This window comes from Micromonospora sp. U21, from assembly GCF_018070045.1.
Taxonomy (GTDB): domain Bacteria; phylum Actinomycetota; class Actinomycetes; order Mycobacteriales; family Micromonosporaceae; genus Micromonospora.
The window spans coordinates 89,255-109,114 of record NZ_JAGPYK010000002.1; the positions used below are offsets into that span (position 1 = coordinate 89,255).

A 19,860-nucleotide genomic window follows, 5' to 3' on the forward strand; every position below is an offset into this window, starting at 1 on the left:
GCTCAGCCGGCCCGCCGCCGGCCCGCGCGCAGCCGCTCGGTCAGGTCCCGTTCCGCGGCCGCGAACGCCTCGTCCGACTCGCACGGCCAGTGCCCGATGATCGGCGGCGGCACGCTGTCGTACGGCGGCGGCACCACGTCGTGCGGGTCGATCAACCGGCGGTCCACCGCCGCCTCCGGCCCGGTGCGCGTCCGGCGGTCCCCGGGACGGTGCGAAGCGAAGATCCAACCGCCGATGGGGTCGGTTTCCCGCCACAGGTTCAGCCAGCGCCAGCCGACCCGCTCGCCGATCTCGCGCAGCACGTCGTCGTCGACGTACGCGGGAAACAGCTGCGAGTACATCCGCTGCAGCGGCGTCCCGTAGGTCAGCAGAGCGACCCGGTCGGTGACCCGGGGCGGCAGTTGCAGCACCGTGGCGGCGAGCAGCACGGAGCCGTGGCTGTGCCCGGCCAGCAGCACCGACTCGCCCTCGTCGACCAGATAGGTGATCCGCCGGGTCAACTCCGGTACGGCCCGCTCGGCGTAACACGGCGGGGCGAAGGGGTGCGCGGCCCGGGGCCAGAAGGTTCCCAGGTCCCAGAGCACGCCGACGTACCGGCGGAACTGCGCCGTCCGGTAGGCGAAGATGCCGCCGATCACCAGCCCGAGCAGGATCGCGGCGATCGCGTAGCTGCCCATCCCGATCAGGAAGTTGACCATGTCGGCGGGCACCCCGACGTAGCGCTGGATCACGTCACCGGGATAGAGCTGGAGCAGGCCGAGCACGCTGGCGGCCAGGCCGAGCGCGGCCAGCCCGGCGTAGACCACGGTGAGCGGGGGCAGCCGCTCGGTGAACCGGGCCCGGGCCACCGCCTGTTCGACCTGGCGCAGCCGCTCCGCCGCCTCGGGCGGTGCGTGCGGGAAGTCGGCGGCCACGATCGCCTCCGCGGCCCGCCTCCGCTCGCGCCGGGTCAGCACCGTGACCACGCCGCCGACCAGCAGGGCGGTCAGCACCGCGATGAAGAACCCGAAGATCGCCCACTTGTACGCCAGTGGCGGGCTGGTGGCCAGTCGCTCAGCGGTCTCCCCGTCGCGGTCCAGCAGATCCGACACGCGGTACACCAGCTCGGCGGAGAACGCCACGGCGAGGCCGGCGGCCATCGTGACGAAGGCCGGCGCGCCCAGCGCGCGCAGCGGCGAACCCCCCGGCGGGCCGCCCCGTCGCCAGATCACCAACACGGCGAGTACGACCAGCAGCGCGGTCTGGCTGGCGAACAGCCAGGCCACGATGGCGCCGTACCCGGGCAGCTCGCGGCCCTGCGGCCACGGCTCCGGACTGCTGATCGTGTGCACGATCACCAGGATGGTCAGGCCGCAGGCGATCGTACGGAGCCCGCGTGTGAGGTTGTCGATTCGGGCCGACGGGCCGGGCCGGTCGATGCTCTGCACCGTGGAGAGCAGGACGAGGCAGGCGAGCAGCACCGCCCCGGTGGCCACGACCAGCACCGCCATCTCCCATGAGGCACCCTCGCTGTCCCGGGCGGCCAGCAGGCTGCCGTCCAGGGTGGCGAACGCGGCGGCGACGTGCACCGAGCGCAGCCGGCTCACCAGTGGGGTGCCGTCCCACTGGCCGACCGCGCTCAACTGGGGGTGCGCGGAGGCTGCCGGCTCCCGGGTCCGGAACGCGTCGAACGAGTGGCCGGGGCGGGCGCCCAGCCACCAGACCACTCCGACGGCGGCGACCGGCACCAGCGCCAGCAGGCCGAGGCGCAACCCGGGCGAGCGCCCGCCGAGCCAGGACAGCCAGCTCCGCCCGGCCATGCAGGACGGGGTGCCCATGCAGCGCCAGGCGATCAGGTCCAGCGCCACCCCGACGATGGAGAGCACGTAGAGCATGGTGAGGGTGAGCGCGAGCACCCGGCACAGCGCGACGATGCCGTGCTTCGAGGCGTGGCTCGCCGGGCGCATCCAGAGCGCCACGTTGCAGAGCATGAACGGCAACAGGAACACCAGCGACAGCGTCCGCACGGCCGTGCCGGACGGCAGGTCGCTCCAGCGGTACGCCTCCAGCGTCATCCCGCCGGTGCCCTTGGAGTCCGGATAGCCCTCACGTGGGCGGTAGAACCCGCCGCTGCGGTCCCCGGCGACCTGATTGACGTGCGGCCGGTCCAGCACCTGGTCGGCCCCCGCCCCGGAGACGCCGTGCACCCGCAGCTCCACGACCCGATCCGATGTCGGTCCGGTCGTCGACGCGTCCGCCATGGGCCCCCCGGAAGGTGTGCGCGGCTGCCGGCGGGTCGTCGGTGTGCGGCCACCCGCGCGGCGACCCGGCTTACCCGCCCGATGCCTGGCCAACCCTGTATCGGCGCCCCGGCCCGCGCCCCGCGCGGTGGACCCCCGGCAGGGTGGTTTCATGGGCGCCATGGCGAACCCGGTGATCCTGACCGTCGACGACGACCCGGTGGTGTCCCGGGCGGTGGCCCGGGACATCCGTCGCCGTTACGGCGACCGTTACCGGGTGCTGCGGGCCGCCTCGGGTCCGGAGGCGCTGGACGCGCTGCGGGAGGTCAAGCTTCGCGGCGAGCAGGTGGCGCTGCTGCTGGCGGACCACCGGATGCCGGAGATGACCGGCGTCGAGTTCCTGGAGGCCGCGGTGGACATCTTCCCGGCCGCTCGCCGGGTGCTGCTCACCGCGTGCGCGGACACCGACGCCGCGATCGAGGCGATCAACGTGGTCGACCTGGACCACTACCTGCTCAAGCCCTGGCACCCGCCGGAGGAGAAGCTGTATCCGGTGGTGGACGGCCTGCTGGAGACCTGGGCGGCGCTGGCTCACCTACACCGTCGACACCGAGCTGCTGATGCGCGAGATCGGCGACGCGGTGACCCGGATCTCCGGCCTGGTCGGTGCCGCCAGGCAGTACTCCCAGCTGGACCGCGCGCCGCACCGGGTGGTGGACGTGCACGACCTGCTCGACGCCACGCTGGTGATGGTCAAGGGCAAGATCCCCGCCCAGGTCAAGCTGGTCCGCGAGTACGACCGCAGCCTCCCGCCGGTCCCGGCGTACGCCGCCGAGCTGAACCAGGTGTGGACCAACCTGATCGACAACGCGCTGGGCGCGATGGGGGAGAAGGGCGTGCTGACCGTCCGCACCGGACGCGTCGGTGACCTGCTGGCGGTGGAGATCACCGACACGGGGCCCGGCATCCCGCCCGACGTGCGCCCCCGCATCTTCGAGCCGTTCTTCACCACCAAGCCGGTGGGGGCGGGCACCGGGCTGGGGCTGGACATCTCGTACCGGATCGTGGTGCACAAGCACCACGGCGACATCCGGGTGGAGACCGAGCCCGGGCGGACCACCTTCCGGGTGCTGCTGCCGGTCACCGAGGGCCCGCCACCAGCCTGACCCGCTGACCTGGCTGGCGGGGCGGACCCGGAACGGTCGTTTCGGCGGGGGCCGAAGGATGGCGGCCGTACGGCCGGCGACCATGACGATCAGCCACACACCAACGGTCACCGAGCACCTGACGATCACCCCGAGCATCCTGTACTTCGGTACCCCGGTGGCGCTGCTGAGCACCGAGAACGACGACGGCAGCGCGAACCTGGCCCCGATCTCCTCGGCGTGGGCCCTCGGCCAGGTCGTCGTGCCCGGCACCAACCATGTCGACCCGGCGGCCTGGCATCCGTTGATCTACAACTTCCGCCACTACTTCGGACTCGGCGCCGAACTGGGTCACAGCTTCCGCTCGGAGACGCCGACCGGCTGACCTGGCCGTCTCGGGATCATCCGGTTGGCGCCAACACGCCATTGGCACACCCGTGCGACGCGCCGATCACCTGAAGACATCGGACGGTTGCGCGCAGTAGTGTCGAGCGGCATTCTGATCCCGTCCCGAGGAGGGTCCGTGGAGTCGATGACCCGCCAGCGCACCGCTCCCCAGGACGACGATCAGCCGGGCGACCCTTCGATGCTGCCGGAGCTGGAGGACGCCGTCTGGATGCACCACGCTAGGGAGTTCGCTCACACCAGCTTCTGGACGGTGGCCCGTCGGCTGCCCCGCCTGGTCCGCGAGGCGGTCGCGCTGGCCTGGGCCACCAGCCGGCGGGACGCGGTCGCCTCGATCGGCCTGAACGTCGCCGCCGGGGTGATGACCACGTTCGGCCTGCTCGCCACGACCAGCGTGCTGCGCGAGCTGTTCGCCTCCGGTCCCACGCCCGACCGGGTCCGCTCGGCCCTGCCGGCGCTGATCGTGGCCGCGGTTGCGGTGTCGGCGCGCGGTGGCCTGACGATCGCCGCCGGTTGGGCTCAGGCCCGGTTGACCCCGCAGATCAACTACCAGGTGGAGCTGCGACTGTTCGAGGCGACCACGGCGGTGGACCTGGCCGCGTTCGACGACGCGGGGTTCGCCGAGGAGATGGACCGTGTGCGGGACCGGGGGATGGGCGAGGCGGCGTACATCGTCGACCACACGGTCAATCTGGTCACCGGCGTGGTCGGAATGCTCGCCACCGCGGTCGCGGTGACCGTCATCCAGCCGCTGCTGCTGCCGTTCCTGCTCCTCGCCGCGGTGCCGCAGGCGGTCACAGCGGTGCGGATGGCCCGCCGTGAGTACCTGGCGATGCTGGCCCGGATCACCCGGCGACGTCGGATGTGGATGCTCGCCCATCTGATGGCCAACCGACGCACCGCCGCGGAGGTCCGCGCCTACCAGATGCGCGACTTCCTGCTGGCCGAGTACCGGGCTGTGATGGCCGTCGAGACCCGGGCCCAGTTGCGGCTGGTCCGCTCGCAGACCGGCACCCGCGTGGTCGGCGCCACGGTGGCGGGGCTGGCCACCTTCGGGGTGTACGCGGTCCTCGGCGGCCTGCTGCTGAACGGAATGGTCGCCCTCGCCGCCGCGGCGACCGCCATGCTCGCCCTGCAGTCGGCGCGGACCAGCCTGGGCGTGGCGGTCGTGGCCACCAACTCGCTCTACGAGGACGCCCTCTACTACCAGGACTACCGCGACTTCCTCGACCGTGCTCACACCCGCGTGCCGGTCGGCGGCGACCGGGTGGCCGACGGTGTCGATGCGATCGAGGTGGACGAGGTGAGCCTGCGCTACCCGGACACCGACGCGCCCGCGGTCGACCGGGTCAGCCTGACCGTTCGTCGCGGCGAGGTGATCGCGTTGGTCGGCGAGAACGGTTCTGGCAAGACCACCCTGGCCAAGCTGATCGCGGGGCTCTACCGGCCGACCGGCGGGGTGATCCGCTGGGACGGCGTCGATGCCGTCGAGCTCGACCCACGCGCGCTCGGCGCGCAGGTGGCCGTGATGACGCAGGAGTGGTGGAAGTTCCCGTTCACCGCCGGGCAGAACATCCGCGTCGGCCGGCACGACCGCCCGTCGGATCGACCCGGCCCCAGCGTGCAGGAGGCGGCCGCGTCGGCTGCCGCGCATGACATGATCGTCGGCCTGCCGCACGGCTACGACACCCTGCTCGACCGGGAGTTCAAGAATGGCCACGAGCTGTCCGGCGGGCAGTGGCAGCGCCTGGTCGCCGCCCGGGGCCTCTACCGGGACGCCGCCCTGCTGATCTGCGACGAGCCGTCAGCAGCCCTGGACGCCCGCGCCGAACACGCCCTGTTCCAGCATCTGCGTCGCCGACCGGACCGGGCGGTCGTCCTGCTCACCCACCGGCTGGCCAACGTCCGGCACGCCGACCGGATCTTCGTCATGGACCGCGGTCGACTCGTCCAGCACGGCAGTCACGACGAGCTGATGGCGGCCGGTGGTCTCTACCGCGAGTTGTTCGACCTCCAGGCCAGCGGCTACCTCGCCGGCACCGACGACGCGCTGCCCCGCTGACCACCGGACAGGTCGCGCGGCGCCGGGGCGGGGGAGTGGGAGGTCAGGCGCGGCCGCCCGGGGTGAGGAAGTCGGCGAGCACCCGGGTGTGGGTCGAGAATGCCAGCTCGACCGGCTCGGTGAGCACCAGCCACTCGGTCGCCTCCTCGGTCGGCGCCGACGGCGGCAGCTCCTCCGCTCGACGCTCGGGCAGCACCCCGAAGACCATCATCGTGCCGCCCGCCGGGGCACCGTGCACCGCGAACAACCGGGCGTCCTCGGCTGCCGCCACCAGCCCGGTCTCCTCCCGCAGCTCACGGACCAGCGCGTCGGACCACTCCTCGCCGTACTCGATGAAGCCACCCGGCAGCGCGAGCAGCCCGCGGGCCGGCTCGATGTCCCGGCGGACCACCACCACACCCAGGCCCCCGGCGGTGCGGACCGGCAGCACCGCCACCGCGACGGGCAGCGGGTTGCGCCAGACGGTCTCCCCGCAGGCCGGGCAGGCCCGCGGCCAGCCCGCCGCCGCGTAGACGGCGCCGCAGTATGAGCAGTGCGAGTACGCCGTACCGGTCATGCCCCAGCACCTTACGCGTCGATCTAGGGAGAATCACTGCCAGGTGATCTCTGATCACCACGATTCTCCCTAGATCGACGCGGCCGGGGGCGGCGCGGCGGCGACGGCGGCGCGGCGGCCCGGCGGCGACGGGGGGGCGGGGGCGCGGGGGTCAGGTGGCTGGGGTGCCGGTGTAGAAGGCGGTGGTGCGGTCGGCGGCGGCCTTTGCCTCGTCGGCGTCGGTGCCGGCGGCGATGCTCGCCTGCCCCCACAGCTCGCTGCTCAGCTCCGTGAACCGCCGGCCCTCCTCGGAGGCGCTCCACTCGACGCTCTGCTCCGGCGAGACCCCGCTGCCGTCCCCGGCGAGGTACGAGGCGAGACCGAGCAGGCCCAGGTCCCAGCCGACGCCGACGGCGCCCGGCCCGAACTGGGTCCACCGGTCCTGGTCGACGTGCGCGATGTGGTCCAGCTCGAAGCGGGTCCGCTCGTCGTCGACGGGGGTGAGCCGCACCTCGATCCAGCTCACCTCGCCGCCGAACTCCCAGGTGGCGGTGAAGCGGTGCGGCGGGTCGCAGCTCTCGATGGTGCCGCTGGCGTTGCCCTCGAGCTGGTACCGGCCGTGCAGCCGCAGGTCTCCGGAGACCGGCAGGAACCAGCGTGGGATGCGCTCGGCGTTGGTGCAGGCGTCCCAGAGATCCTCGACCGTCGCGTGGTACGTCTGGCTGAGCGTGCTCACCCGGGCCTCCCCGGCCTCCAGGGTGCGGCTGCCGACGTGGCGCTGGACGGCGTTGATCTGCTCGATCGCGTCGATCATTGTGGGTTCCTCTCCTCGGGTGGGTCGGCGGGCCCGCGCAGCCGACGTTCGCGTCGGCCCCGGGCCAGCTCGGTGGCGAGTGCCGCCAGGGGCGGGGCCCAGAACCGGCGGAAGTGCTCCAGCCAGCCGTCCACCTCGCGCAGGGGGCGCGGGTCGACCGCGTAGAGCCGCCGGGCGCCCTCCGGTCGCACGGTGGCGAAGCCGTTGTCCCGCAACACCTTGAGATGCTGGGACACGGCGGGCTGAGAGATGCCGAACTCCTCGCGGATCACCGCGCTGACCGCGCCGGCGGTCTGCTCGCCGTCGGCGAGCAGCTCCAGGATGCGGCGCCGGACCGGATCGCCCAGCACGTCGAAGGCGTGCACGACGACCTTTATATCAGCACGAGCTTATTTAAGCCAAACCTGATAGCCCGATCAGCTTGTCGAGCCGGACCGGCAGGTCCCGGATCCGTACGCCGGTGGCGTGGTGCACCGCGTTGGTGATCGCCGCCGCGGTGCCGACGATGCCGATCTCGCCGATGCCCTTCACCCCGGCCGGATTCAGCTCGCCGTCCCGCTCGTCCAGCCAGTGCGCCTCGATCCGCTCCACGTCCGCGCAACCCGTGATGTGGTAGGTGGCCAGGTCATGGTTGACCCAGTCGCCGTACCGCTCGTCGAGCACGCCCTCCTCGTGCAGCGCCATCGACAGGCCCATCGTCATGCCGCCGATGAGCTGGCTGCGCGCGGTCGTCGGGTTCACCACCCGCCCGGCGGCGAACACCCCGAGCAGCCGGTTCACCCGCACCTCGCCGGTGTCCGCGTCCACCCGCACCTCGGCGAAGTGCGCCCCGTACGCGTACCGGGGCAGCGCGGGCTGGTCGCGTACCTCGTCGGCGGTGCTCACCTCGGCGGTCACCTCGCCGTCGGACGGCCCCCCTCCGGGGGTGTCCCGGAGCTTCGCCCGCAACGCCTCACACGCCCGGATCACCGCCCAGCTCCACGAGGCGGTGCCCATCGAGCCGCCAGCCACCCCGGCCGGCGGCAGGTCGCTGTCGCCGATCTGGACCTCCACCCGCTCCGGAGGCACCCCCAGCGCGTCGGCCGCCACCTGCCAGAGCGCGGTCCGGGCACCGGTGCCGATGTCGGTGGCGTCGATCCGGACCAGGAAACCGCCGTCGCGGCGCGCGGTGGCCGTCGCGGCGGCGGCGCGCGACCGGGCCGGGTAGCTCGCGCCGGCCACGCCGGTGCCGACCAGCCAGCGCCCGTCGCGCCGGGCCCGGGGGGTGGGATCCCGCTCGGCCCAGCCGAAGCGGCGGGCGCCGTCGCGCAGGCAGGCGACCAGGTTGCGGCTGGTGAACGGCCGCCCCAGCTCGGGGTCGACCGCCGGGTCGTTGCGGATCCGCAGCTCCACCGGGTCGATGCCGACCACGGTGGCCAGCTCGTCCATGGCCGACTCGAGCGCGTACGCGCCAGGGCACTCGCCCGGCGCACGCATCCAGAACGGCGTGGGCACGTCGAGGCGGACCAGCCGGTGCGTGGTGCGTCGGTGGGGCGCGGCGTACATGCTGCGGGTGTAGACCGCCGTCTGCTCGGCGAACTCCCGGAGCGTCGACGTCTGGCTGATCGCGTCGTGGCAGATCGCGGTGAGCCGCCCGTCGGTGTCGGCGGCCAGCCGGACCCGCTGGATGGTGGGGGTGCGGTAGCCGACCGGCCCGAACACCTGCTGCCGGGTCAGTGCCAGCCGGACCGGCCGGTCCACCTGCCGGGCCGCCAGCGCGGCCAGCACCACGGCGGCTTTCGCGTACCCCTTGCCGCCGAACCCGCCGCCGACGTGCTTCGTGATCACCCGGACCGACTCCCGGGGCAGCTCGAACAGCTCGGCGAGGGTGGCCTGCACCGGCGCGGCTCCCTGGTTGGAGTCGTGCACCAGCAGCCGCCCGTCCCGCCACTGCGCGGTGGTGGCATGCGGCTCCATCGGGTTGTTGTGGTAGGCCGGCGTCCGGTACGTGGCGTCCATCCGTACCGGCGCGGCCGCGTACCCGGCGTCGAAGTCGCCCTCGGCGGTGTCCGTCGGGTAGCTGGGGTTGACCTGGTCCGGCCGGTACAGGCCGGGGTGGTCGGCGGTGAGGACGGTGCTGTGCGGCCCGGCGTCGTAGTCGATCCGGACCAGCCGGGCACCCTCCCGGGCCGCCTCCAGGCTGGTGGCCACCACCACCGCGATGAGCTGCCCCCGGTAGTGCACCGCGGGCTCCTGCAACAGCCACAGGTCCGGCTCCGGCCCGGGTGCGAGTCGGGGCGCGTTGCCGTGGTGCACCACGGAGAGCACGCCGGGCAGCGCGAGCGCCGGCGCCGCGTCGACCCGGGTGATCCGTCCCCGGACCACCGCCGCCGGCACCGCCCAGCCGTAGGTGACCCCGTCCACCGGGTACTCCACCGCGTACCGTGCCGCGCCGGTGACCTTCTCCCGACCCTCCAACCGGGGGTACGCCTGCCCAACCGCGCCGGTGGTCATGGTGCGGGGGTTCCCTCGGCCAGTTCGGTCAGGGCCCGCACCGTGATCGCCCGGGTCAGCGGCAGCTTGAAGCCGTTGTGCCGTAACGGTCGGGCCTCGGCCAACTCGGCGTCGGCGGCCCGCGCGGCCAGCTGCGGGCTGAACGGCCGCCCGCGCAGCTCCTCCTCGGCCCGGTACGCCCGCCACGGCCGGTGCGCCACCGCTCCGTACGCCAGCCGGACGTCGCGGACCACGTCGCCGTCGAGGTCCAGCACCGCGGCCACCGAGCCGACGGCGAAGGCGAACGACGCCCGGTCGCGCACCTTGAGGTACGCCGAGCGGCGCGCCGCCGGCAGGTGCGGCAGCCGGACGGCGGTGATCAGTGCTCCCCGGGCCAGGGTGGTCTCCCGTTCCGGGTGCTCGCCGGGTGAGCGGTGCAGCGCCGCCAGCGGGACGTCCCGGGGACCGTCGGGCTCGTGCACCTCCACCACGGCGTCCAGCGCGGCGAGCGCGACCGCCAGGTCCGACGGGTGGGTCGCCACGCAGAGGTCGGACCAGTCCAGCACGGCCAGGTCGCGGTTCTGGCCGTGCCGGGCGGCGCAGCCGCTGCCCGGCTCGCGCTTGTTGCAGGCCTTGCCGGTGTCCTGGAAGTAGACGCAGCGGGTGCGCTGCAACAGGTTGCCGCCGGTGGTGGCCAGGTTGCGCAGCTGCCCGGAGGCGGCGGCGAGCAGCGCGCGGGCCAGCACCGGGTAGTCGCGCCGGACCACGGGGTGGGCGGCCAGGTCGCTGTTGCGGACCGTCGCGCCGATCCGCAGCCCGCCGCCGGGCAGCTCCTCGACGGCGTCCAGCGGCAGCCGGGTCACGTCCACCAGCAGGTCGGGCCGCTGCACCCCGAGCTTCATCAGGTCGACCAGGTTGGTCCCGCCGGCCAGGTACGCCGCCTGCGGCTCGGCGGCCAGCACGGCGACCGCCTCGGCCACGCCGGCCGGCCGGTGGTAGCGGAACGGTCTCACCGCGCCGTCGCCGTCTCGCGAATGGCCGCGACGATGTGCGGGTACGCGGCGCAGCGGCACAGGTTGCCGGCCATCCGCTCGCGGATCTCCGCGTCGGTCAGCTCGGCCGGGGTGGTGAGGTCGTCGGTGACCGCGCTGGGCCAGCCCCGGGTGACCTCGTCGAGCATCCCGCGGGCGGAGCAGAGCTGTCCGGGGGTGCAGTAGCCGCACTGGAACGCGTCGTGCGCGACGAAGGCGGCCTGGAGCGGGGACAGCTCGTCCGGCCCGGCCAGCCCCTCGACGGTGACCACCGACCGGCCGTCCAGGGTGACCGCGAAGACCAGGCAGCTCTTCACCCGGCTGCCGTCCAGCAGCACCGTGCACGAGCCGCACTGACCGTGGTCGCAGCCCTTCTTCGCCCCGGTGAGGCCGAGCCGTTCGCGCAGCGCGTCCAGCAGGGTGGTGCGGTTGTCCAGGGTCAGCTCGCGCCGCGCGTCGTTGACGTCGAACGCCACCTGGGACGAGTGCCGCTCGTCGGTGGTTGTCTCGCTCTCCGGTCCGCCCCGCACCGGCTCAGACTAGCTTTACTGGTATATACACGGCCGAACAACGCATACACCCTCGCACGGAAGGTGGGATCGGTGCCGGACCTGCCGGTGATCGCCGGGCTGCTGCTGGCCGCCGGCGCCGGCCGGCGCTACGGCCGGCCCAAGGCGCTGGTCGAGCTGGCCGGCGAGCCGCTGGTGCGGCGCGGGATCCGGCTGCTGCGGGACGGGGGCTGCGCGCCGGTGCACGTGGTGCTCGGAGCGGGCGCGGACGAGGTGCCGGAGCTGCCCGGCGCGGTGCCGGTGCGCCACGACCGCTGGCCGGAGGGGCTGGGATCGTCGCTGCGCCGGGGCCTCGCCTCGCTGCCGGTCGACGCGCCGGCGGCCGTGGTGATTCTCGTCGACCAGCCGCTGATCAGCCCGGTCGCGGTCGGCCGGGTGCGGCGGGCGCACGCCGCCGGCGCCGCCGTGGCGGTCGCCACCTACGCCGGCCGGCCGGGGCATCCGGTGCTGCTGGGCCGGGCGACCTGGCCGCTGCTGGACGGGTACGCGGTCGGCGACCGGGGGGCCCGCGACCTGCTGCGGGCCCGCCCGGACCTGGTGGTCGAGGTGCCCTGCGACGACGCCGGCTCACCGGTCGACGTGGACACCCCGGCCGATCTGCCCGGGGCGTGACCGGCCGCGGGGATGCCTCATCCAGGGGGTCAGCGACCCACGGCCCGCCGGCGGCGCAGTCCTTCGCTGGTGAACGCGTGATACATGATCATGACGATGACGCCGATCAGGCCCAGCATGGGATTGACGAACCAGCCGAGCAGACCGCTGAGCCCGTAGAGAACCAGGCCGGTCACCGGTCGCAGCCGCTGCGTCCGCACGTACTCGGGACTGACCTCACGCTGGAGCAGCGCCGGGTGGCGGCGCAGGTAACCGAAGAACACCAGCCAGGGGGCCGACATCAGGGCGGCAGCCAGCGCGTACAGGGCGACGGCGGCGCGGCGGTCGGCGGTGTCGCCGTGGGTGAACGCGGACGCCAGCACGGCGGTGGGGAATGGAATGATCACCGCGCCGAAGAGGATGCCGAGGTTGATCCAGCTCAGTGCGAGGGTGGTGCCCCGGATCAGCCGGACCAGCGCGTGGTGGTTGAGCCAGAGGACCCCGACGTAGACGAAGGACACCACGAAGGCCAGGTAGGACGCTCCCTCGTCGAGCAGCCCGGCCAGCAACTCACCCTTGTGGTACTCCGGAACCCGCAGCTCAATGACCAGCAGCGTGATGACGATGGCGAAGACGCCGTCGCTGAACGCGGTCAACCGGTCCGTCTCGGACATTCGCGGCCCGGTGTCGGGCTGCTCGATCTCGTCGGCTGCTGCGGCCATTGCCGCAGGCTAATCGCCAGGGCGAGCGCGGGTGGCGCTTTGTCCCGAACCGGCGGGACATGCCGACACCCTGGGCGCCGATCGGCGCGGCGCCCAGGGTGCCCCGGTCTCGCCCACCCCCGTTCAGGCCACCGGCGCGGTCCCGGTCGTGTGGGCGAGGCGCTGGTGGGCGCGGATCAGCTCGGCGTAGCGCAGGCCGCTCGCCTTCACCGCCCGGGCGCTGGGTGGCGTAGTCCACGTGCACCAACCCCAAGCGCTTGTCATGCAGAGCGGTTCGTTGACGGTGTTCCAGTCGGTCACCCGGTCACCGAGGTGGGCGGCGACCACAGCCGCGTAGTCGGCGAGCGCCTCGGCGGTGGCGCGCTCCGGCCAACCGCCCCCGTCCTGCAACGCCTGCGGCAGGTCCCAGTGGTAGAGCGTGACGAACGGCCGGATGCCGTCGGCGAGCAGCGTGTCCACCAGCCGGTCGTAGAAGTGCGGCGTTGACCCGGCCGACGCCGTCGGGCATCACCCGGGGCCAGGCCACGTGGTGGGGGTCCGCCGGCCTCCGTCGTCGATAGGGGTGTGGGCGACGGACGGCCGGCTGCGGACGGGGTTTCGGGGTGCGCCGCCGGGCGGTCCGTCGGCGTTTCCCGACAGTGTTATAGATCGATGTCTTGACGCCGTCGCAATGTCGCCGCAACACTCCTATGAGAGCGCTCTCCGACCCGCGTCGCCGCATCGGCGGCACCACCCACGGCACCGCGGGGCGAGCCCGATCCCAACCGCGTGGCGTCCGTAACCCCCTATCGACAGGCGATGTCATGACATCTCGCGCTACATCCGCACGTCCGCGCCCCCGGCGTGGCGTCCGGCACCTGCTCCTCGGGCTGGCCGTGGCCCTGGTCGCGGCGCTCACGCCGGCCGGCGCCACGACACCCGCGCAGGCCGCACCCACCCTGCTCTCTCAGAACCGCCCGGCCACCGCCTCGTCCACCGAGAACGCCGGCACCCCCGCGTCCGCCGCGGTCGACGGCAACACCGGCACCCGGTGGGCCAGCGCGTTCAGCGACCCCCAGTGGCTCCAGGTCGACCTGGGCGCCCGGGCCACCATCAGCCAGGTGAACCTGCTCTGGGAGGGGGCCTACGGTCGCGCCTTCCAGCTCCAGACCTCCGAAGACGGGGCCGCCTGGACCACCATCTACTCGACCACCACCGGCGCCGGCGGCACGCAGACCCTCGCCGTCACCGGCGCCGGCCGGTACGTGCGGATGTACGGCACCGCGCGGGGCACCGGCTACGGCTACTCGCTCTGGGAGTTCCAGGTCTACGGCGAGACCGGGGGTACCACGCCCACCTGCGGCGGCATCAACGCCGCACAGGGCCGCCCGGCCACCGCCTCCTCCACTCAGGACGCCGGCCTCGCGGCGTCCGCCGCCGTTGACGGCAACGCCGGCACCCGCTGGGCCAGCGCCGCCAGCGATCCCCAGTGGCTGCGCGTCGACCTCGGCAGCACCCGGTCGATCTGCCGGGTGGTGCTCAGCTGGGAGGCCGCGTACGCCCGGGCCTTCCAACTCCAGAGCTCGGCCGACGGCAACACGTGGACCACCATCTACTCGACCACCACCGGCACCGGCGGCACGCAGACCCTCGCCGTCACCGGCAGCGGCCGCTACCTGCGGATGTACGGCACCGCCCGGGGGACCGGCTACGGCTACTCGCTGTGGGAGCTGGCGGTGAACACCACCGGCGGCACCAGCGAGCCGCCGGTCGACACCACCGACCCGCGCAACCCCAACCTCGGGCCGAACACGTTCGTCTTCGACCCGAGCACCCCCACCGCCACCATCCAGAGTCGACTCAGCACCCTCTTCACCCAGCAGGAGACCAACCAGTTCGGCCCGCAGCGTTACGCGGTGCTCTTCAAGCCCGGCACCTACACGGCCGACGTCAACCTCGGCTTCTTCACCCAGGTCGCCGGCCTCGGCATGAGCCCGGACGACGTCAACCTCAACGGCCATGTCCGCGCCGAGGCGTTCTGGATGGGCGGCAACGCCACCCAGAACTTCTGGCGGGCCGCGGAGAACCTCTCCGTCACCCTGCCGGCCGGGCAGACCGTGGAGCGCTGGGCGGTGTCGCAGGCCGCGCCGTACCGACGGATGCACCTGCGCGGCGCCCAGAACCAGATCCAGCTCTGGAACGGCGGCGACGGCTGGTCCAGCGGCGGCCTGCTGGCCGACACCCGCATCGACGGACTGGTCGTCTCCGGCTCGCAGCAGCAGTGGTACTCGCGCAACAGCGAGTTCGGCAACGGCTGGACCGGCTCGGTCTGGAACATGGTCTTCCAGGGCGTCACGGGCGCACCGCCGCCGCACTTCCCCAACCCGTCGCACACCGTCATTCCGCAGACCCCGCAGGTACGGGAGAAGCCGTTCGTCTACGTCGACGGCACCGGCGAGTACCGTGTGTTCGTGCCGGCGCTGCGCAACAACTCCACCGGCACCAGCTGGTACAACAAGACCCCCGCTGGCTCGTCCATCTCGCTGTCGCAGTTCTTCATCGTCCAGCAGGGCACCAGCGCGGCAACCATCAACGCCGCCCTGGCCCAGGGGAAGCACCTGCTCTTCACCCCGGGCGTCCACCGTGTCACCGAACCGATCCAGGTCAACCGGGCCGACACGGTGGTCCTCGGCCTCGGCCTGGCCACCATCCAGGCCGACAACGGCACCGTCGCGATGCGGGTCGCCGACGTGGACGGTGTAAAGGTGGCCGGCATCATGTTCGAGGCCGGCACGACGAACTCGCCGGTCCTCATGGAGGTCGGGCCGGCCGGCTCGGCGGCGAGCCACGCCGCCAACCCCACGTCGCTGCACGACGTCTTCTTCCGCATCGGCGGGCCGCACGTCGGCAAGGCAACCAACACGCTGACCGTCAACAGCGACAACGTGATCGGCGATCATATGTGGCTGTGGCGGGCCGACCACGCCGCCAGCGGCGTACCCACGGGATGGACGCTGAACACCGCCGACACCGGACTCACTGTCAACGGCGACAACGTCACCGCGTACGGCCTCTTCGTCGAGCACTACCAGAAGTACCAGACGGTCTGGAACGGCAACGGCGGGCGGACGTACTTCTACCAGAACGAGATGCCCTACGACCCGCCCAACCAGGGCGCCTGGATGAACGGCGCGACCCGCGGGTACCCCGCGTACAAGGTGGCCGACTCGGTCACCAGTCACCAGGCGTGGGGGATGGGCAGCTACTGCTACTTCAACGTGAACCCGGCCGTCATCGCCGACCGGGCCATCGAGGCGCCCACCAACCCGAACGTGCGGTTCACCAACATGGTCACCGTCTCGCTGGGCGGCGTGGGCACCATCAACCGGGTGATCAACAACACCGGTGGCACCGCGAACGCGGCCAACCAGCAGGTGTACCTGACCACCTATCCCTGACCGGGCGCACCGCGCCCGACCAGACCGACCGAAACAGCCGCGGGCCGGGCTTCCGCTTGGAAACCCGGCCCGCCGCCGTGCAACGCTCGACGTCAGCTGGAGTAGCCGCGCTTGGCGACCCAGTCGGCGACGTCCTCGTCGTCCATCCAGTAGTCCTTGCTCCGGTCATACGGGTCGGCGATCTTCAGCGTGTCACCGCCGTCCTCGTAACCGACGATGCTCAGGTAGTGCCCACCCGTGTACGAGTACTGCTTGCCGTTGGTGTCCTCCGCGATACCGGTGATGTTGGCGACCACGGCACGGTTGTCGTCAACCGCCTCCACCACGTCCGTACGCAGCTCCTGGACCTGTTGCGGCTGGGCCTCGACACCGTCGATCTCCGTGGTCTCGTACCCGCCACCGGTCATCTCGTTGAGCACCCGGGTCGTATCGTCGACCGATTCGGTGCCATCCGTGGTGGTGCCGAGCTTGTTGGCAACCTCGCGCTGGCTGACGGACTTGCCCTGGGTGGACAAGGCGATGGCGGTTGCCGCCGGCGCACAGTAGTACTCGGTCTTCTGCCGCTGGTAGTCGTAGTGGAGCAGTTGCTTGTCATCACCCTCCGCTGGCGGCGGGGGCGGCGGCTGCGCCGTGGCGACCGGGGGGTCTCCCGTGGCCGGCGGCCGTTCCATCGCGACCGCGGGACCTGCGGCAAAACCGCTCGCGATCATGAAACCAGCAATCGACAGCGCGCTCCTGCGGATAATCGGGTTCATCGTGAAGCTCCCATCGAATCGGCTTCCCGGCCTTGCGCCTACCGATTACCCGAGCCAGTTTTCGGATAACGCTGCTGGCGGGCCCGCATAGGAGGAGGATGAGCCGCACTTCGGGTTCCGGCATCGCCGGCGCCGGTGAAATCGGCCCCGATGTCCCTCCATGGCACGCACGCGGGCCGTCCACCTGTGATACACACGCATACCAGGTGGACGGCCACCCTGGGGCCCACATCGACCCGCGGTCTGCCCGCCGTGCGGACCCTACCGACACTCGGCGGGTGGGATCAGAGCCGGCGGGCGGTGAGCCACCGGTCCGGCCAGTAGCCGATCCCGTCGAGCAGTGGAGCACCGGAGAGGTCGCCCATCGTCGGACCGTCCGTCTGGGACCGGCTGGAGACGAACCGGTGGTGTCCGCCGTCGTCGACACCCAGGTAGATGCCCGAGTGGTCGATCTGGGCGTTGGGCACCGGCTGGGCGTTGAAGAACAGCAGGTCACCGGGGAGCAGGCGCTCCATCCCCCGGGCACGCTGGCCGGAATTGGGCATCAACTGGACCCCCGGGCCGAACTGTGCCATCGCGTACGCCCGGCGGGGCAGGCCCTCACCGGGTGTGTTGGTGCCTCGAAGGGGATAGTTGAGTCGATGGCCGTACACCATCCGCAGGTAGCCGGAGCAGTCCAGGGCCAGGACGCGGCTCGGGTCGGGCACTACGGCCTTGCCGTCCGGAAAGGACCACGGCAGGCCCAGATAGTCGTAGAAGTCGGAGCGCTCCGCGCGGCCATCGGGATCTTCCGGGTCGGGCGGCCCGAACGAGGCGTCACCGGAATACTGCTGTCCCTGGTTGTCCCTCTTCACCGGCGCTCCGGTGACGTACTCGAACGCGATCGCCAGCACGTCCGGTGAGCGGTCCGCCCGGGCCGCGGCGAGCCATTCGGTGAACCACAGCTCCCGCTCGGCGCCCGCGCGCCAGCTCTGCGGTGCGAGCCGGACCCACACGTCGGTCTCGATCTTCGCATCGGTGTATTGCGGTTCCTCGAACGTCCGGGACGGACCGTAGAGGTGCACGGTGCGCGCGCCGTCGGTCATGACGGCCACGGGCTGGCCGGAGGAGTCGGTGATCTCGGTGCGATCCGGTTTCGACAGGCGCTGGTAGATGTAGCCGGAGGCGCCGCGGGGCTGCTCGTCACCGGACGCCTTCGCCCCGCCCAGGGTCAGCACCGGCTGGTCGGCCGGCGACGGTCGTACCACCACGTAGGTCAACGTGCTCGCGGCGATCAGCAGCACGAATCCGGCGATGGTCAGCAGTACGGTCGGCCTGGGGAGGTGTTTCCGGAACTTCATGCCCGCTTCTCCCTTCACGACGGGGCTTCTGAGCGCTCACGTCACCGGCACGAAGCCGGCGACGACACCGCTGAAGGCGATACCGAACGTGATCGCGGTCACCACGACGGTCGCCAGGATGGTGGCCCGTGGCGGTTGACGCACGAGCTGGTACGCGATGAGCCCCGGGATGACGAATCCCAGTGTCTGATGGGCGAACAGCAGCGGCAGGTCACGCTGGACGATGAGGAACAGGGTCAGCTGCAGGAGAACGCTGACCAGCACGATCGCCGCGAAGAGCCGCTTTCCGTAGAGGATGACCACCCGCTGTATCAGTTTGGCGATGAGGTAGGTGAGGATCGTCGCCCCCACCACGACCACGGCTTGCAACTGGTCCTCGATCAGTGTCAACGCGACCCAGCCCGGCGTGATCATTCCGCCGGGCGAGAGGTTGGTGGTCAGGTAGCACAGCAACGCGAACACCAGTCCGATGCCCAGGCTGGCGGTGGCGAGCTGTGCGCTGAATTCTCCGCCGAAGGTGGTCATCGTTGGATCCTTTCTCCGCTCGGCGCACGCAGCGTGGCAGCCGACGGTGAACCGTCGTCGCAGGACCAGCCCGGCAGGCTCGCCAGTTGATGGACCAGCACCTCGCCCTGGCCGTGGATGTTCCCCACCGCGACGATCGACGAGTCGTTCGGCGTCGCCGCCGTCACGCTCTCCAGCAGGCCGGCCGGGTCGGGTTTGCCGCCGAGATCGATGATCCGGTCCTGGAGTTCCGCCGGGACGGACGTGCGCGCGCTCTTCGTCACCTCGCCGATGAGGATGATGTTCTCCGGGCGTACCCGACCGCTCAACTCGCCCATCTGACCGTTGCGTTCGATCCGGTCCGGTCGGCAGTTGATCACCATCGTCAGCGGACGGGTGATGAGCTGCTGGCTTTCCAGTTGCTCGATGTTCATGAAGGTGGACTCGGGATCGTTCGCGGCGAAGATGTTGGCGAACCGGAACCGCTTCGTCCCGTGCATGACCCGCGCCACGGAGAGCACACCCGGGTCCGCGGGCGCCTCCCACATGCCCTTCAGCGCACTCCGCCGGTCGACGCCCAGCAGCTCGGCGACGGCCAGCGCGATGGCGACGTTCTCCTTGAAGGTGATCCAGCCGAAGCCCTCCATCTCCCGGTCGGTCACCGACTCCGGGTCGACCGAGATGAGGCGGCAGTCGCGACGTTCCGCCTCCTCCTGAATGATCGCCAGCCGTTCCCGTTCGGCGGTGACGCAGACGCCCCCCTCCGGCATCGACCTGCTCAGCGACCGCGCGACGTCGTCCAGGGTCGGCCCCATCTCCATGAGGTGGTCCTCACGTACGTTGCACAGAACTCCGATGTTGGAGCGGATCAGCTTGCTCTGGTTGATCTCCTGCAAAGCCGGCATCACCGCCATGCACTCCATCACCAGGACGTCCGGGTGGTACATGGCGGCGCGGCGGACGATGCCGATCTGCTCGGCCACGTTCGCGATGCCGAACTTGCGGTGCACCGGCTCCTCGCTGGCGTCCGGGAAGATGAACCGAGCGGCGGTCCCGGTGGTCTTTCCCACCACCAACCGGCCGCCGCCGCGCAGGGCACCGGCGCAGAGCCGGGTGATCGAACTCTTGCCCCGGATGCCGTTGACCAGCACCCGGTTCGGGATCCTGTCCAGGTTCCGGTAGTGGTTGCGCTGCTCGACAACCCCGGCGATGAGCAGGGCCGAACAGCAGAGAACGAGAACGAGATACAGATATGTCAC

Annotated in this window: 17 protein-coding genes and 2 pseudogenes; 6 read left to right on the top strand and 13 right to left on the bottom strand. The window is 71.7% G+C overall.

The annotated features are described in order from the left end of the window. Nucleotides 1-2: 2 nt before the first annotated feature. Nucleotides 3-2,198 (bottom strand): hypothetical protein, encoded by a 2,196-nt coding sequence (locus KBX63_RS03145; RefSeq protein WP_307871590.1) that lies wholly within the window; start codon nucleotides 2,196-2,198, stop codon nucleotides 3-5. A gap of 202 nt (nucleotides 2,199-2,400) precedes the next feature. Here KBX63_RS03145 and KBX63_RS03150 point away from each other — a divergent pair. The 4 genes and pseudogenes from KBX63_RS03150 to KBX63_RS03165 all read left to right on the top strand — a co-directional run. Next, nucleotides 2,401-2,742, top strand: a pseudogene (locus tag KBX63_RS03150) (response regulator); the annotation flags it as partial. Nucleotides 2,743-2,839: 97 nt separating this feature from the next. Then, nucleotides 2,840-3,385 carry an ATP-binding protein gene (locus KBX63_RS03155; RefSeq protein ID WP_247661615.1) on the top strand — a complete coding sequence of 182 codons (546 nt, stop codon included), beginning with the start codon at nucleotides 2,840-2,842 and terminating at the stop codon, nucleotides 3,383-3,385. 82 nt (nucleotides 3,386-3,467) lie between these two features. Beyond that, the gene (locus KBX63_RS03160) at nucleotides 3,468-3,749 is read left to right on the top strand and encodes a hypothetical protein (protein WP_210907860.1); all 282 of its coding nucleotides are present in this window, start codon (nucleotides 3,468-3,470) and stop codon (nucleotides 3,747-3,749) included. A 147-nt stretch (nucleotides 3,750-3,896) separates the two neighbouring features. Further along, nucleotides 3,897-5,831, top strand: a complete 1,935-nt coding sequence (locus tag KBX63_RS03165; RefSeq protein ID WP_210908525.1) for an ABC transporter ATP-binding protein — start codon at nucleotides 3,897-3,899, stop codon at nucleotides 5,829-5,831. A gap of 43 nt (nucleotides 5,832-5,874) precedes the next feature. Here KBX63_RS03165 and KBX63_RS03170 read toward each other — a convergent pair whose 3' ends face one another. The 6 genes from KBX63_RS03170 to KBX63_RS03195 all read right to left on the bottom strand — a co-directional run bounded on the left by KBX63_RS03170 (nucleotide 5,875) and on the right by KBX63_RS03195 (nucleotide 11,213). Beyond that, complete coding sequence (locus KBX63_RS03170) at nucleotides 5,875-6,387, bottom strand: NUDIX domain-containing protein (RefSeq protein WP_210907861.1); 513 nt, start codon at nucleotides 6,385-6,387, stop codon at nucleotides 5,875-5,877. A gap of 151 nt (nucleotides 6,388-6,538) precedes the next feature. Then, nucleotides 6,539-7,180 carry an SRPBCC family protein gene (locus tag KBX63_RS03175; protein WP_210907863.1) on the bottom strand — a complete coding sequence of 214 codons (642 nt, stop codon included), beginning with the start codon at nucleotides 7,178-7,180 and terminating at the stop codon, nucleotides 6,539-6,541. Continuing rightward, nucleotides 7,177-7,545 carry a helix-turn-helix transcriptional regulator gene (locus KBX63_RS03180; RefSeq protein ID WP_210907865.1) on the bottom strand — a complete coding sequence of 123 codons (369 nt, stop codon included), beginning with the start codon at nucleotides 7,543-7,545 and terminating at the stop codon, nucleotides 7,177-7,179. The genes KBX63_RS03175 and KBX63_RS03180 overlap by 4 nt, the downstream gene beginning before the upstream one ends. 28 nt (nucleotides 7,546-7,573) lie before the next feature. After that, nucleotides 7,574-9,673 carry a xanthine dehydrogenase family protein molybdopterin-binding subunit gene (locus KBX63_RS03185; protein WP_210907867.1) on the bottom strand — a complete coding sequence of 700 codons (2,100 nt, stop codon included), beginning with the start codon at nucleotides 9,671-9,673 and terminating at the stop codon, nucleotides 7,574-7,576. After that, complete coding sequence (locus tag KBX63_RS03190; RefSeq protein WP_210907881.1) at nucleotides 9,670-10,665, bottom strand: xanthine dehydrogenase family protein subunit M; 996 nt, start codon at nucleotides 10,663-10,665, stop codon at nucleotides 9,670-9,672. Before KBX63_RS03190 ends, KBX63_RS03185 begins: the two co-directional genes overlap by 4 nt. Beyond that, a complete protein-coding gene (locus KBX63_RS03195; RefSeq protein WP_374102180.1) occupies nucleotides 10,662-11,213 on the bottom strand; it encodes a 2Fe-2S iron-sulfur cluster-binding protein in 552 nt (183 codons plus the stop codon). Before KBX63_RS03195 ends, KBX63_RS03190 begins: the two co-directional genes overlap by 4 nt. 72 nt (nucleotides 11,214-11,285) lie before the next feature. On the opposite strand from KBX63_RS03195, the gene KBX63_RS03200 reads away from it, so the two are divergent. Beyond that, a complete protein-coding gene (locus KBX63_RS03200; protein ID WP_307871591.1) occupies nucleotides 11,286-11,864 on the top strand; it encodes a nucleotidyltransferase family protein in 579 nt (192 codons plus the stop codon). A gap of 29 nt (nucleotides 11,865-11,893) precedes the next feature. Here the strand turns inward: KBX63_RS03200 and KBX63_RS03205 are convergent, their stop codons facing one another. Further along, nucleotides 11,894-12,565 carry a TMEM175 family protein gene (locus KBX63_RS03205; RefSeq protein WP_210907883.1) on the bottom strand — a complete coding sequence of 224 codons (672 nt, stop codon included), beginning with the start codon at nucleotides 12,563-12,565 and terminating at the stop codon, nucleotides 11,894-11,896. Between the two features lie 216 nt (nucleotides 12,566-12,781). Beyond that, nucleotides 12,782-13,091: pseudogene (locus tag KBX63_RS03210) on the bottom strand (family 1 glycosylhydrolase); the annotation flags it as partial. 277 nt (nucleotides 13,092-13,368) lie between these two features. Here KBX63_RS03210 and KBX63_RS03215 point away from each other — a divergent pair. Then, a complete protein-coding gene (locus KBX63_RS03215; RefSeq protein ID WP_210907885.1) occupies nucleotides 13,369-16,002 on the top strand; it encodes a discoidin domain-containing protein in 2,634 nt (877 codons plus the stop codon). Nucleotides 16,003-16,094: 92 nt separating this feature from the next. Here KBX63_RS03215 and KBX63_RS03220 read toward each other — a convergent pair whose 3' ends face one another. From KBX63_RS03220 to pgsB, 4 genes are all read right to left on the bottom strand, one after another. Continuing rightward, nucleotides 16,095-16,673, bottom strand: a complete 579-nt coding sequence (locus KBX63_RS03220) for a C39 family peptidase (RefSeq protein WP_247661616.1) — start codon at nucleotides 16,671-16,673, stop codon at nucleotides 16,095-16,097. Between the two features lie 368 nt (nucleotides 16,674-17,041). Further along, nucleotides 17,042-18,097, bottom strand: a complete 1,056-nt coding sequence (locus tag KBX63_RS03225; protein ID WP_210907894.1) for an NlpC/P60 family protein — start codon at nucleotides 18,095-18,097, stop codon at nucleotides 17,042-17,044. 36 nt (nucleotides 18,098-18,133) lie between these two features. Beyond that, nucleotides 18,134-18,622, bottom strand: a complete 489-nt coding sequence (locus KBX63_RS03230) for a poly-gamma-glutamate biosynthesis protein PgsC/CapC (RefSeq protein ID WP_210907895.1) — start codon at nucleotides 18,620-18,622, stop codon at nucleotides 18,134-18,136. Then, nucleotides 18,619-19,860 (bottom strand): poly-gamma-glutamate synthase PgsB, encoded by a 1,242-nt coding sequence (gene pgsB, locus KBX63_RS03235; protein WP_210907897.1) that lies wholly within the window; start codon nucleotides 19,858-19,860, stop codon nucleotides 18,619-18,621. The genes KBX63_RS03230 and pgsB overlap by 4 nt, the downstream gene beginning before the upstream one ends.